Genomic DNA, 12,741 nt, shown 5'->3' with positions numbered 1-12,741 from the left:
GATGGCGCTGTTCTAAGGCGGGTGGGCATGACAGACCAGACGGCAAAACTCGACTGGAAAGGCGGCGTGCCCATCGCGCGGGCCTTTGATGACCCCTATTACTCGCTTGAGAATGGGCTGGCAGAAACCGAGCATGTCTTTTTGGCAGGCAATGACCTGCCCGCGCGGTTTGGCGGTGATTTTCATATTGCTGAACTGGGGTTCGGCACCGGCCTCAATCTGCTCGTCACATGGGCCGCGTGGGACAAGGCTGCCCGACCCGGAGAGTTGCATTTCACATCCTTCGAGGCCTTTCCCATGGAACCCCACGACATGCGCGCAGCGCTTGCCAATTTTCCAACGCTCTTTCCCTATGCCGAGACCCTGCTGGCTGAATGGACACCCGGCGCCGGAACGGTGGCGCTGACCGATGGCCCCACACTGCACGTCATCATCGGCGACGCACGGGAAACACTGCCGGTCTGGCAGGGCAAAGCCGATGCCTGGTTTCTCGACGGGTTTTCCCCCGCCAAAAACCCGGAGCTCTGGGAACCTGACCTGCTACGGGCCGTTGCCGACCACACCAAACCGGGCGGCACAGCGGCGACCTATAGCGCCGCGGGCCATATCCGGCGCAGCCTGACAGAGGCCGGTTTCGCCGTCACCCGCATCCCCGGCTATGGCCGCAAACGGCACATGACGCGAGGAAGGCTCACGCGTGCAGAATAACCCGCGCCTCGGCATCCTCCTAATGATCGCGACGACATTCGTCTTTGCGGTGCAGGACGGGATATCCCGCCATCTGGCGGAGAACTACAACGTGATCATGATCGTGATGATCCGCTACTGGTTCTTTGCTGCCTTCGTGATCACCATCGCCACGCGACAATCGGGGTCAATCCGGGCCGCCGCGGCCACAAAGCAACCGCTCTTGCAGATCACGCGCGGCACGTTGCTGGCGCTTGAAATCTGCGTGATGGTCAGCGCGTTTGTTCTTTTGGGTTTGGTCGAAAGCCACGCTATCTTTGCCTGCTATCCGCTGCTGATCGCCGCCCTTTCCGGCCCTGTTTTGGGCGAAAAGGTCGGCTGGCGGCGCTGGGTGGCCATCGGGATCGGTTTTGTCGGCGTGCTTGTGATCTTGCAGCCCGGCTACACCGTCTTTGCCCCCGCCGCCGCGATCCCTCTGCTTTCGGCACTGATGTTCGCGCTTTACGGCCTGCTCACCCGCTATGCTGCACGCCAGGACAGTGCGGCGACATCCTTCTTCTGGACCGGCACATCAGGTGCGGTGGTCATGACTGTCGCAGGCGTATGGTTCTGGGAGCCCATGAGCACCGCCGGTTGGCAATGGATGGCCGCGCTTTGTATCACCGGAGCTGGCGGGCACTGGCTCCTGATCAAGACCTACGAAGTGGCCGAGGCCAGCGCCGTCCAACCCTTCGCCTATCTGCAACTGGTCTTTGCCAGCGCCATCGGGCTGTTGCTACTGGACGAAACCTTGCGGCCCAACGTGGCCCTTGGTGCCGCGATTGTCGTTGGCGCGGGGCTATTTACGCTGTGGCGGGAACGTCAGACATAGATGGATGTTCGCCCATCGCACTTAGCCCCTCTCCGGTCTCACCACAGGCCTCACACTGGGCACATCCCCAACCACTTGCGGCAGCGGGCGGGCGATGGGGCGGATGAGGGGTTTGCGGCCGATGAGTAATTCGGTGAAGGCAATGGGAACCACTTCCCCGCTGAGACGCGCGCGGTAAACCGGCAGGCTCTCTGTCACGCGCATCACGTAATTTCGGGTCTCACGAAACGGGATATGCTCGATCCAGTCGACCACATCCATTTCACGCAAGCGCGGGTCGCCGCGTTCGTCCATCCAGATATTCGGGCGACTTGGCCCCGCGTTGTAACCTGCAGCGATGAGGACTGGCGTGGGGCCAAACTCTGCCTCCAGAATGTCGAGATACTTGGCACCGAGCGTCGCATTATACTCCCAATCGCTCGTCAAGCGTGCGCGGGAGTAGGGCAGTCCCAGAAAGCCCGAAACCTCCTCCGCCGTGGCTGGCATCACCTGCATAAGACCAAGAGCGCCCACAGGGCTTGCAATGCCGATATTGAACTCGCTTTCGCGCCTTGCAATGGCCAGGGCGAGAGCAGGATCAACCGGCAAATCCATGTCAGCCAGATCATGGAGCGGGAAATAGATAGAAGGGACAACAACGCCTTGCGCCGCCGCCGTCTTGCCCAGAAGCAAAGTGTAATATTGCTCATCGATTGTATTAAGATAAGCGCCCAAAGCCGCCAACGCCTCCGGCTCTAACTGGCGCGCGATATGGGCAAAGAAGGTGACTGCATGCCCGCGCTCGCCGCCTGCGCGCAAGAGAAGCGCGGCGCGGACCAGATTATCGTCGAAAACCGACGCATCCTGCCACTCTGGCACGGCGGCGGCAAAGCCCGGATCAAGCGGACGGCCGATTTTTTCGGCGGCAAGCAAGCCGTAGAACCCGGTCTGATACATGGCCCCTGCCCCGTAGGCCTCGCTCGCCAGGTCGGGGATGTTCTTTGCCTCATAGGTCCGGCCAATCCAATACCGCATCCGGCCAAGTGAAATGGGCGTGCGAACGATGCGGAGCGCGTTTTCGAAATGTGTCAGCGCCTGGGTTGGATCGCCCAGATAGGTGAGCGAAAGATAGCCGGCCAACCATTCCAGGTCGGCATAAGCCGCTCCGTCGCGCAGGTAATGGCGCGCGGCAATCTGATAGGCTTGCTCTGCGCGTCCTTCACGCATCTCGGACCGGGCGAGCACACGGCGCCAGCCGGCCCAGCTTTGCGGCTCGCCTAAGGCCGCGCGCGATGTGGAGCGGTCGATCAGCATCTCAATCGCTTCTTCGCGGTTGCCGCGACCAATGAGCCACGTGTAGCGGGCATGGGCAAAACCCGGATCTTCGCGCAGCTCTTCGGACACCGCGTTGTAAAGCGGCAGCATATTGCGGGTGCGCGCCAGATAGCCGATCCGCGCGGCAGCAAGCGCCTGCTGGTCATCATCCAGCAAGGGCAGCAAGCGCCGCGCCTCGCGCAAACGCGACTGCCAGAGCAGCGCATCCGCGCGGGCTAGGTGAAATGGTTCCAGCACATCGCCAAAGGCAGCGATAAGCTCTTTTTCTTCGTCTGCGCTCAAACGCAGCCCGATCCAAGCCTCGCGCAACATCGCCTTTGCGTCATCAATCCGGCCCGCATTCGTCAGCGCCTCTGCCAACCGCAGCGCGCCATCGCCGGTTTGTGGGGGCGTATCTGCAAACCACGCGATGATCTCATCCGGATCATGCCCTTTTTCGATGACCCGCTCAGCCTCTGCACGCAGACGGCGCCAATCGGGCCAGTCGGGATGCGATTGGGCAAAGGCCTGATAGGCGGCAAAACTGCCCTGCCCCTCGCGCAGCCGCAGCCATGTCAAAACGTCCTTGGTCAGCGGATCAGGCGCTATCAGATACGCCCGGTTCCAGCCGACTTCGGCTTCTTCAATCGCCGCAATGGCATCGGGATCCACAGATTGGGCCGAAACGGATGGCGCGGTCAGCAAGGCCGCTACGATTATGCCCAGAAGTCGCATCGGAATACCTGCACTGCCTCATCACAATTGATGATATGTCACCCCCCCACAATCGCAATGCACAAACTTGGCAATTGGCGGAAAGCGGTCTAGGTTCCGCCAGCTTTTAGAGGTGATTCAAGCCACCAGCCAAAGAAGGAAGCGTGCCATGTTCCAGGGATCTCTCCCCGCCCTCGTCACGCCGTTCGCGAACGGCCAGGTCGATGTGGACGCGCTCAAAAAACTGGTGAACTGGCATGTCGATCAGGGCAGCCATGGGCTCGTGCCGGTTGGGACGACGGGTGAAAGCCCGACGCTGACCCATGATGAACATGATCTGGTGGTCGAAACCGTTGTGAAAGAGGCTGCCGGTCGAATTCCAGTCATCGCTGGCGCAGGGTCGAACAACACCGCCGAAACCGTGCGGCTGGTGCAGGCGGCCAAAACGGCCGGAGCCGATGCCGCCCTTGTGGTGACGCCCTACTACAACAAGCCCACGCAGGCCGGGCTGATCGCCCATTTCACAGCCGCCGCTGATTGCGGGCTGCCCATCGTGATCTACAACATCCCGCCCCGCTCGGTCATCGACATGACGCCCGAGACGATGGGCACGCTGGCCCAGCACGAGATGATTATCGGGGTCAAGGATGCCACGGCTGACCTGTCCCGCGTGCCCAAGCAGCGCATGACCTGCGGCCCGGACTTCATCCAGCTGTCAGGCGAAGACGCCACCGCACTGGGGTTCAACGCCCATGGCGGCAAAGGTTGCATCTCCGTCACCGCCAATATCGCGCCCCGGCTGATCGCGGAGTTTCAGGAAAGCACACTGTCGGGCGACTATTCCACAGCGCTCACGCAACTCGACCGTCTGATGCCCCTGCACGAGGCGGTCTTCACCGAGCCCGGCCTTTGCGGCGCGAAATACGGGATGTCGCTGCTGGGGCTTTGCAGCGACGAGGTCCGCTCGCCGCTAACCACGCTGACCGATGGCACCAAGGAAAAGGTGCGGTCAGCGATGGTCCACGCGGGACTGCTCAACTAGATTGGTGATTTGGCCTATCGCTTGATCTGGTTACAGGTTTTCCTCCAGCAGATCCTCAAAACCGTCTAAGAAGATGACACTGGCGGTCACTGCCGCGACCACAACAAGCACCGCACCCGTCGCAACACCGCGATTGATGCGATCCGCGCGCTGTGCCTCCGTTTCATTCGGCGGCACGGCGCAAGCGGGCAAGGTCGCGATTACTGCGATCAAAACAAGTTTTGCAAGAGAGTTCATACTGGGGTCCTTCAGAATAGAAACGAACCAGAAAGCAGCGGACTTCGAAGCAAAATAACGAAAGAAAACCTTAAAATAACAATATCGTAGCCAGGCAACTCTTTGGCCGCGCCTTAGGCTAAGACGGGCAAGCCGCGTGCCACAATCTGTGTTCAAATCTTTCGAGCACGAAACCGCGCAAACCTTGGTGAAGTACGCGGAAATCTTGATTTGCGTTGATTGATAAACTCTGGTCCACGAAAATATGCTGCTGGAGTAGCCAAGAATTATTGGGTGAGCACAGGGTAGCCGTCAGAGATCAACTTTAGCATCAAGCTACGATCTGAAACATCGAAGCACTACAGTTTGAAACACACGCAATAGCGGGCGGCACGCGAGAGGGATCAAAACGACCGAAGGCGCGGGACTTGCCGCAGCATAGATCGCTAGATTTCATCAAACAGGTCCCCTACAAATCGCTGGAATACAAAGGCGAGGGACGAATATGGGTGCTTGGGGTGCCGGGCTCTATCAATGTGACGAAGCCGCAGATGTGAAGGAAACATTTGCGGATACGGTAAAACTCCCCGTTGATGTTGACGAACTCGTCGCCCGTGTCACTGGCAAAAGCGGCCTTGGTACTGACCCTCTCGCCGAGGAAGAGGTCGATGGCTGGCTTGTGATTGCCGATCAACTCCACCTTTTCGGGCTTGATCATCAACCCACGTTTGAGACCGCTCTGAACATCATCGACAGCGGTGCCGATCTGAAGGCCAAGGAAGACCTCGACATGAGCCCGCGCGACTTGAAGAAGCGCGCGCAAGTGCTCCAGGACCTCAAGGCCAAATGGGCCGCGCCCCATCCCAAGCCGCGCAAGCGCAGGATGATGAAAGGGCCCGAGAAATACCTCTTTGAAATCGGCGACGTCTGGATCATGCCTGCAGCGGGCGGAGCACCTTTGCCCTTTGATTGGCACGGCTATGATCCCGCAACAATCGATCAGCACTACAAACCGGAAGGCTGGGCCGGTTTTGCTGTTTTTGATCGGTGGCGACACGAAGACTTCTATGCACGCTATCTGATCGCCATCCTTCATATCGACGGGGCCGACAAGCCAACCTTGGAGGCTGCCGCCGACCTTCCGATCCGCCATGTGACCGACCAGATCCCCTATCTTGACGCGCATGATGAACTGAAACACCGCGATGTTGTCAGTGAGCAGGTCTATACCACCTATGTCCGCACCCCGGGCAAAACCCTGCGGATGTGGCAGGCAGAGCGGCTGGGGTCGCTGGGCGACATGGATGCTGAAGGGTTACTTGCTGCGCTGAAGGGCGAGTTCAAAGATGTGCACACCCCGCCCGCCGGTGTCGCGTCAATCGAGCACCTGATGACACTCACGTCCTTTCATCACAATTTTGGTTGGAGTGCGGATAACGACGATACCACGAAGATATCGGAAACGACTTCCATGCCGTTGTCTCGTTTTGTGAAATAATCTGATGGTAGTTGGCGGTATGATGGTGCTACCCCGCTCCGCTCAACCACCCAACCGCATATTGCACGCCTTCACAGCCGCCAAACGCCGCCGCGCGCTCCAGTTCTGTCTGAAGCGCCCGCACGCGGCCTGAGCCCATGCGCACACCCTTCTCCGGCCAGAACGCGCGGACGGCCAGCACCCCGTTTTCACGCTTCATGTCGATCCGGCCAATCAGCTGGTCCCCTTCGATCACGGGGAAGACGTAGTAGCCGTATTTGCGCTTGGCTTCTGGCACGAAAATCTCGATGCGGTAGTGAAAGCAAAAGAGCCGCTCCGCACGCTTGCGATCTCGCAGGGCCGGGTCGAAGGGGGATAGGATGCGCGCGCGCGGCACTGGCACGGGTATCTCACGATCCATAATGTCGGGCCGTGCGAAGGACCGGCGCAGTTTGCCGTCCCCCCCTTCGACATCCACTTCGATGATCCGGCCCTCCGCGAGAGCGGTCGCGCACCACGCCTTGGCCTCTGCCGGGGTCAGGTGGTCCCAGAACGCCATCAACTCCCCGCTTGTGGCGAAGCCAAGCCGGTCGAGCGCAGCGGTGCAGCACCAGTCGATTGTGTCCTCAGTCGTGTGGCGGCGGTTGAGGTGCTCCGGCGGGATCACCCGTTCGGTCAGGTCATAGACTTTGGTAAAGCCATCTCGTCGGACGACCGATACCTGCCCGGACCGCCACAAATATTCCAGCGCGGTCTTAGACGGATGCCAGTCCCACCAGCCGCCTGACCCGCGTTCTTCATCTTCGCCCACCTGACCAGACGTGCAATGCCCGTGATCGGCGATCCGGCGCAGCACCCCATCGATCTTTGTCATGAAATCCCCGCGGCGCCCGTCGCGCCAGCGGTTTTCCATTCGTGCGGCATCGCGTTGAAACCGCAGCCGCCAATGGGCGAAGCTTTCGATGGGGATGACAGACGCATCATGGGTCCAGTGTTCGAACACCTGCCGGTCACGTGCCAAGAGGTGCTGCAGCGCCTTGGGGCGATATTGCTGCCGCCGCGACCAGAGGATCAGGTCATGGGCGCGGGCAAAGGTGTTCACACTGTCCACCTGCACAAAGCCCAGATCGTCGATCACGCTTTTCAGGTCCGCCCCTTTGCCGGAGCCGCTTGGCCGAGATGCGAGCAGGTGTTGGTTGAGAAACAGTTGCCGCGCCTGGCGGTTGCGCAATACCGGTACGCTCACGTCTCGGCCTTTGTCATCTGTAGTTGCTGCAACCGAACCTGACGCAAAGCCTCCACCAGCAACGCCGTCACCAGCCCGATATTCAGCAAACCATTGGCCGCTGCCATCCCACCCAGAAGACGCCATTCAACCGGAAGTAAGACATCGCCAAACCCCAGCGTCGTAAAGGCCACCAGAGAGAAATAGACAGCCAGCTCAAGCGTGTCGAAAACGCCCAGCGCCATCATCGCGAGCGCCCAGGCCCAAACACCGGCGGTCATCTGCGCCATGATCCAAACAGCTGCAATGCACAGAACCAGGATCAACTTGGGGCGGTGCGGGGCACGGGCAAGCCAGGGGCGGTAGCGCATCAGCCAGGTTTCCATCAGCCAATAGCTGACCCCCGCAATCATGATCGAAAACAGCATCAACGCTGTCCCCAAGGCCAGTTGAATGAACATCCCTGCGTCTCCCCGGCGCATCTTGTATGAGGGCGCGCCATCGCTTATCTCGGCCCAACTATGGCCAAGAAACCGGAAAACAAAAACTACAAAGTCGTCGCCGAAAACCGGCGCGCCCGGTATGATTATGCCATTGAGGATGATCTGGAGGTCGGGATAATCCTGACCGGGTCCGAGGTGAAATCCCTGCGCAACGGACAGTCCAACATTGCCGACAGCTATGCATCCGTCGATGATGGTGAGCTGTGGCTGACCAATGCCTATATCGCACCCTATGACCGGGCCATGTTCAGCCATGACGAACGGCGCAAGCGCAAACTTTTGGCCAGCAAGCGCGAGGTCGCCAAGCTCTGGAACGCCACCAAGCGGGAGGGGATGACGCTGGTCCCGCTGGTCATGTATTTCAACGACCGAGGCCTCGTGAAGCTCAAGATCGCGACGGCCAAAGGCAAGAAGCACCACGACAAGCGCCAATCAGAGGCCAAGCGCGATTGGGGTCGCCAGAAGCAGCGGCTCTTGCGGCACGGCGACTAGCTCCGGCTGGTCAGGAGGCGCAGCCCGGCGAGTGCAAAGAACGTGCCCAAAACAGCCTGAATCCCGCGTCGCGCCTTGCCGTAAAAACGCACCATGACATCGGTCGAAAAGGCGATGGCGTATATCAGGTGCAAGATCACCGACAGAATAAACGTCCCCAGCACGATCACCGCGCCGACCCAGAATGGCGCTCCGTCCTGCAGCCCAAGCGATATAATCGCGATCCAGGACAGCGCCGCCTTGGGGTTGGTCATCTGGATGATATATCCGCGCCGCAGATAGCCGAGCTTTGTACGGCGCCCGCCGGCTAGTTCTTTCGCTTCAATGTCGTGCCGGGCGGCGGCCGACCTGAACGCTTTGTAGGCTAGCCATAAGAGATACACGCCGCCAAGCACCTTGATCACGAGCAAGGCCGATGCATAGGCCGCGAGCAGCGCCGAAAGCCCCAGCACCGTTAGGACAGCCCAGGTGAACGACCCGATGGCCACACCCATGGCCAGCGCCATGCCGGACCCACGCCCGACACTCATCGACGTGCCCATCACCGACAGGACATTTGGCCCCGGACTGGCAATCCCCAGCAAGAAGGCCGCATAGGCCGTCAGAATTCCAGGAAGATAAAGTGCAACATCCTGCATGTCTGTCCTCTCAAAGGGTCATGATGTTCGCACTATGTTCTCATGGAATGATTTTGGCAACTGAAAGAGTGGATCAATGCCAACCACGGAAGGCTGGCATTAATGCTTATCTGCTACTCCGCAGGCTCGGTCACATGGCGGCTTTCTTTTTCTGCTGCATAATTCGCCTGAGCAGTTTCGACGGCCTTTGCGTGAATCTCCGCCAGCTCCGGCCGCATCTTCTGCGCCCGCACGGCCGCGTTCATGGTCGACATATGTTGGCCCTGGAAATGCGGGAAGACTTCGCGGGCAATCAGTTCATAGCTTTTCCTGGTCGCCTCGAAATTCGCCCAATTGTGGGCCAGCATCAGATAAGCGCCGAAGCCGCCGTTGGACTGCTTCCAGAGCCGGTCGATCTGTGCGCGGCACATCTCGGGCGTGCCGATGGCGCCAAAGCCGCTGTCATTGATGAAATCGATCATCTCCTTGGCGTTCTGGCCGGGCATCGACATTTGCGGGAAGGCCGCGATTTCCTGGAAATAGTTGAACCAATGCTCGATCCCGTACTCCACGTCGCGCCGGGCCTGTTCAGCTGTTTCGGCAATATGGCAAAGCCCGACGAGGCGCCATTTTGATCGATCCACTTTCTGGTTGTAGTGTTTCGCCTCTTCCTCGATCACGTCCCAATGCAGGGCAAGCGCGTCGAACCCGGCAGCCGTTGTCGCTCCGATTGAGATCAGCCCGGTCCCATATTTGCCTGCAAGCTTTGGTCCGGTCGGTGAGGCAACGGCCGCAGTGGCCAGATCAAAGTTCGAATAGGGGCGCAGATGCAGGCGCGCATCCTTGAGCACCCAGCGGTCATTTTCGAAATTCACCGGCTCGTCCGACCTGAGTAACCGCGTGATGATATCCAGCCCGTCCGCCAGCAGACCGCGTGTGTCTTTCTGGGAGAGCCCGATCATCGTCGCATCCGTTGGCAGCGATCCAGGCCCAAGACCCAGCATGGCTCGGCCCCGTGTCAGGTGATCAAGCTGCACGATCTTTTCCGCCACCCAAAGCGGGTTGTGATAACTAACCGAGACAACGCCCGTGCCCAGTTTGATCCGGCGGGTGCGAGGCGCGGCAGAGGCGATCATGATCTCCGGGCTTGCCGAAATCTCGGACCCGGCGGAATGGTGTTCGCCAAACCAGACCTCATCATAATCGCAGCGATCGAGCCACTCGACCAATTCCAGATCCTGCTCAAGCGCGAGGGTCGGGTTGATCCCGGGTTTATGAAAAGGCGCCAGAAAAATACCAAAACGCATACGTTCAGTCATTGCAGTTCCTCCCATTTTTGGCCATCGCGACCGGCGATTGACCCTAGGGAAGGTTAGCGTGGTCAAGACAGAAACGCCAAATCACATCTGGGATGCGCGCCGCCTGCCAAAACTGCTTGCGGCTTTCCCTGCGATGTCCCGCATTGCCTTGTCTTGGCGGGCGGCGCGCGGTAGCTCTGAGGGCACCACAGACAATGGGCGTGACATGACACCTGCCACAGCAGACGATCCGAAAACGCTGGTCAGCACAAACTGGCTTGCCACGCATCTGAAAGATCCCGATCTGAGGATTTTCGATGCCTCATGGTATCTGCCTGATATGGGTCGTGACGCGCATGCGGAGTATCTCGCCGGGCACGTCCCCGGCGCGCGGTTTTTTGACATTGATGAGATCAGCGACGGCCGCTCAGAATTGCCACATATGGCACCACCGGTCGAGAAATTCATGTCGCGGATGCGGGCGATGGGTGTGGGTGACGGGCATCAAGTCGTTGTCTATGACGGGATGGGCATCTTTTCCGCCGCGCGGGTCTGGTGGCTGTTCAAGCTGATGGGTCAACATGACATCGCGGTGCTTGATGGCGGGCTGCCCAAATGGGTCGCAGACGGGCACAAGACCACGACAACGCCGCCCACGATCCGTGACCGGCACATGACCGTCAAAACGGAGCCACAGCGGGTGCGGGATGTGACGGAAGTGGCAAGGGCCGCAAAACTCGGCGATCACAGTATCATTGATGCGCGCGCCCCTGCCCGCTTTCGGGGTGAGGCGGAAGAGCCGCGCGAGGGCTTGCGTGCCGGCCATATTCCGGGATCGCAGAATGTCTTTTATCAGGACCTTCTGAACGATGATGGCACGATGAAACCGCCCACGACTTTGCGCACGATTTTCAAGGATGCCGGTATCGATCTGCAAAAGCCCGCGATCACGACCTGCGGGTCGGGGATCACCGCCGCGATCCTGTCGCTTGCCCTTGAGAGGATGGGCAAGACCGATCACGCCCTTTACGACGGCTCATGGTCCGAATGGGGCATGTATGCCGACCTTCCCATTGCAACCGGAGCCACCTGATGCTGGAAAACCTCACCGCCCAACCCGCTGACAAAATCCTGGCGCTCGTCGCGAAGTTTCAGGCCGATCCGCGCAGCAACAAAATCGATCTAGGCGTTGGCGTGTATAAGGACGCATCCGGCAACACGCCGGTCATGCGGGCGGTCAAGGAAGCCGAGGCGCGTATCCACAAGAGCCAAAAGACAAAGGCCTATACGGGCCTTGCAGGTGATCCGGTCTTTCGGGACGCGATGCGCGATCTTGTTCTGGGCGATAGCGTGCCTGCCGAACGTGTCGCGGCTATTGCGACACCCGGCGGTACTGGAGCGGTGCGGCAGGCGCTGGAACTGATCCAGCTCGCAGCACCCCGCGCCACGATATGGCTATCGCAGCCGACATGGCCGAACCACCCGTCGATCATCAAGTATCTGGGCATGAACATGGCCGAATACCGTTACTTCGACGCTGAGACGCGCGGCGTGGATCTGGCCGGGGCGCTGGCTGATCTGGAACGCGTCAATGCGGGCGACGTGGTGCTTTTGCACGGCTGCTGCCACAACCCGACCGGCGCAAACCTGACTTATGAGCAAATGGCACAGGTCATCGGTGTGTTGCAGAACCGGGGGGCGGTGCCGATGATCGATATTGCCTATCAGGGTTTTGGCGATGGGCTGTCGGAAGATGCGAAAATCACCCGGCAGATTGCCAGCAGTTTTGAGAACTGCCTGATTGCGGCGAGTTGTTCAAAGAACTTCGGGATTTATCGAGAACGAGCGGGCATCCTGATGGCTGTCGCCAAGGACGCCGATCAACAGGCGCTGACCCAGCAGAATCTCGCCTTCCTGAACCGCCAGAACTACTCCTTCCCCCCCGATCACGGGGCACGGGTCGTCTCGACCATTCTGACTGATCCGACATTGCGCGCCGATTGGGAGGCGGAATTGGAAGAGACCCGCAAAGGAATGCTCGATTTGCGTCAGCAATTGGCCGATGAGTTGCGGCGTCTGACAAATTCGGACCGGTTCGATTTTCTGAGCGCGCATCGCGGCATGTTCAGCCGGCTGGGGACGACACCGGACAAAGTAGATGTCTTGCGGGACGAATACGGCGTTTACCTTGTGGGCGACAGCCGGATGAATATCGCAGGATTGAATAAGGAAACCGTGCCTGTGCTCGCCAAGGCAATTGTCAGCGCAGGTATCTGAACCGGGGCGAAGGAAATTAGCTAACTTCC

General features: G+C 59.6%; 13 protein-coding genes. 7 read left to right on the top strand and 6 right to left on the bottom strand.

Annotation, left to right across the window (positions count from 1 at the left end; all coding sequences use genetic code 11):
• Nucleotides 1–27 precede the first annotated feature (27 nt).
• Nucleotides 28–708: a tRNA (5-methylaminomethyl-2-thiouridine)(34)-methyltransferase MnmD gene (gene mnmD, locus SLH47_RS18130; protein WP_320241429.1), complete on the top strand. Its 681-nt coding sequence runs from the start codon at nt 28–30 to the stop codon at nt 706–708.
• On the top strand, nt 698–1,558 hold the full coding sequence (locus tag SLH47_RS18125; protein WP_320241427.1) for a DMT family transporter: 861 nt from the start codon (nt 698–700) through the stop codon (nt 1,556–1,558). Before mnmD ends, SLH47_RS18125 begins: the two co-directional genes overlap by 11 nt.
• Before the next feature lie 21 nt (nt 1,559–1,579).
• Here SLH47_RS18125 and SLH47_RS18120 read toward each other — a convergent pair whose 3' ends face one another.
• Entirely contained in the window at nt 1,580–3,586 is a 2,007-nt protein-coding gene (locus tag SLH47_RS18120; RefSeq protein ID WP_320241426.1) for a lytic transglycosylase domain-containing protein, read from the bottom strand.
• Nucleotides 3,587–3,734: 148 nt separating this feature from the next.
• Here SLH47_RS18120 and dapA point away from each other — a divergent pair, with 148 nt between their 5' ends.
• Nucleotides 3,735–4,607, top strand: coding sequence for a 4-hydroxy-tetrahydrodipicolinate synthase (gene dapA, locus SLH47_RS18115; protein ID WP_320241424.1), 873 nt, complete (start codon nt 3,735–3,737; stop codon nt 4,605–4,607).
• A gap of 30 nt (nt 4,608–4,637) precedes the next feature.
• On the opposite strand, the gene SLH47_RS18110 is transcribed toward dapA, so the two are convergent.
• The gene (locus SLH47_RS18110; protein ID WP_320241422.1) at nt 4,638–4,844 is read right to left on the bottom strand and encodes a hypothetical protein; all 207 of its coding nucleotides are present in this window, start codon (nt 4,842–4,844) and stop codon (nt 4,638–4,640) included.
• Between the two features lie 484 nt (nt 4,845–5,328).
• Between SLH47_RS18110 and SLH47_RS18105 the strand changes: the two genes are divergently transcribed.
• Nucleotides 5,329–6,321, top strand: coding sequence for a hypothetical protein (locus tag SLH47_RS18105; protein ID WP_320241420.1), 993 nt, complete (start codon nt 5,329–5,331; stop codon nt 6,319–6,321).
• 28 nt (nt 6,322–6,349) lie between these two features.
• On the opposite strand, the gene SLH47_RS18100 is transcribed toward SLH47_RS18105, so the two are convergent.
• Together SLH47_RS18100 and SLH47_RS18095 are read right to left on the bottom strand one after the other, a co-directional pair.
• The gene (locus SLH47_RS18100; RefSeq protein ID WP_320241417.1) at nt 6,350–7,546 is read right to left on the bottom strand and encodes a winged helix-turn-helix domain-containing protein; all 1,197 of its coding nucleotides are present in this window, start codon (nt 7,544–7,546) and stop codon (nt 6,350–6,352) included.
• On the bottom strand, nt 7,543–7,986 hold the full coding sequence (locus tag SLH47_RS18095; RefSeq protein ID WP_320241415.1) for an ion channel: 444 nt from the start codon (nt 7,984–7,986) through the stop codon (nt 7,543–7,545). The genes SLH47_RS18100 and SLH47_RS18095 overlap by 4 nt, the downstream gene beginning before the upstream one ends.
• 60 nt (nt 7,987–8,046) lie before the next feature.
• Here SLH47_RS18095 and smpB point away from each other — a divergent pair, with 60 nt between their 5' ends.
• Complete coding sequence (smpB, locus tag SLH47_RS18090; RefSeq protein WP_320241413.1) at nt 8,047–8,520, top strand: SsrA-binding protein SmpB; 474 nt, start codon at nt 8,047–8,049, stop codon at nt 8,518–8,520.
• Here the strand turns inward: smpB and SLH47_RS18085 are convergent.
• Together SLH47_RS18085 and SLH47_RS18080 are read right to left on the bottom strand one after the other, a co-directional pair.
• Nucleotides 8,517–9,158: a LysE family translocator gene (locus SLH47_RS18085; protein ID WP_320241411.1), complete on the bottom strand. Its 642-nt coding sequence runs from the start codon at nt 9,156–9,158 to the stop codon at nt 8,517–8,519. The genes smpB and SLH47_RS18085 overlap by 4 nt on opposite strands.
• Nucleotides 9,159–9,271: 113 nt before the next feature.
• Entirely contained in the window at nt 9,272–10,456 is a 1,185-nt protein-coding gene (locus SLH47_RS18080; RefSeq protein ID WP_320241409.1) for an LLM class flavin-dependent oxidoreductase, read from the bottom strand.
• Nucleotides 10,457–10,661: 205 nt separating this feature from the next.
• On the opposite strand from SLH47_RS18080, the gene sseA reads away from it, so the two are divergent.
• Entirely contained in the window at nt 10,662–11,528 is an 867-nt protein-coding gene (sseA, locus tag SLH47_RS18075) for a 3-mercaptopyruvate sulfurtransferase (RefSeq protein ID WP_320241485.1), read from the top strand.
• Nucleotides 11,528–12,712 carry an amino acid aminotransferase gene (locus SLH47_RS18070; RefSeq protein ID WP_320241407.1) on the top strand — a complete coding sequence of 395 codons (1,185 nt, stop codon included), beginning with the start codon at nt 11,528–11,530 and terminating at the stop codon, nt 12,710–12,712. The genes sseA and SLH47_RS18070 overlap by 1 nt, the downstream gene beginning before the upstream one ends.
• The last annotated feature ends 29 nt before the right edge of the window (nt 12,713–12,741 follow it).

Origin of the sequence: Cognatiyoonia sp. IB215182 (assembly GCF_033963905.1) — a bacterium.
Classification (GTDB): Bacteria; Pseudomonadota; Alphaproteobacteria; order Rhodobacterales; family Rhodobacteraceae; genus Yoonia.
This window is presented reverse-complemented; position numbering and strand designations above follow the sequence as displayed.

Coding starts and splice junctions, on each gene's coding strand:
- SLH47_RS18110 (WP_320241422.1), bottom strand. CDS start 4,844: ATGAACTCTCTTGCAAAACTTGTTTTGATCGCAGTAATCGCGACCTTG.
- smpB (WP_320241413.1), top strand. CDS start 8,047: ATGGCCAAGAAACCGGAAAACAAAAACTACAAAGTCGTCGCCGAAAAC.
- sseA (WP_320241485.1), top strand. CDS start 10,662: ATGACACCTGCCACAGCAGACGATCCGAAAACGCTGGTCAGCACAAAC.
- SLH47_RS18085 (WP_320241411.1), bottom strand. CDS start 9,158: ATGCAGGATGTTGCACTTTATCTTCCTGGAATTCTGACGGCCTATGCG.
- SLH47_RS18105 (WP_320241420.1), top strand. CDS start 5,329: ATGGGTGCTTGGGGTGCCGGGCTCTATCAATGTGACGAAGCCGCAGAT.
- SLH47_RS18080 (WP_320241409.1), bottom strand. CDS start 10,456: ATGACTGAACGTATGCGTTTTGGTATTTTTCTGGCGCCTTTTCATAAA.
- SLH47_RS18095 (WP_320241415.1), bottom strand. CDS start 7,986: ATGTTCATTCAACTGGCCTTGGGGACAGCGTTGATGCTGTTTTCGATC.
- dapA (WP_320241424.1), top strand. CDS start 3,735: ATGTTCCAGGGATCTCTCCCCGCCCTCGTCACGCCGTTCGCGAACGGC.
- SLH47_RS18070 (WP_320241407.1), top strand. CDS start 11,528: ATGCTGGAAAACCTCACCGCCCAACCCGCTGACAAAATCCTGGCGCTC.
- SLH47_RS18120 (WP_320241426.1), bottom strand. CDS start 3,586: ATGCGACTTCTGGGCATAATCGTAGCGGCCTTGCTGACCGCGCCATCC.
- mnmD (WP_320241429.1), top strand. CDS start 28: ATGACAGACCAGACGGCAAAACTCGACTGGAAAGGCGGCGTGCCCATC.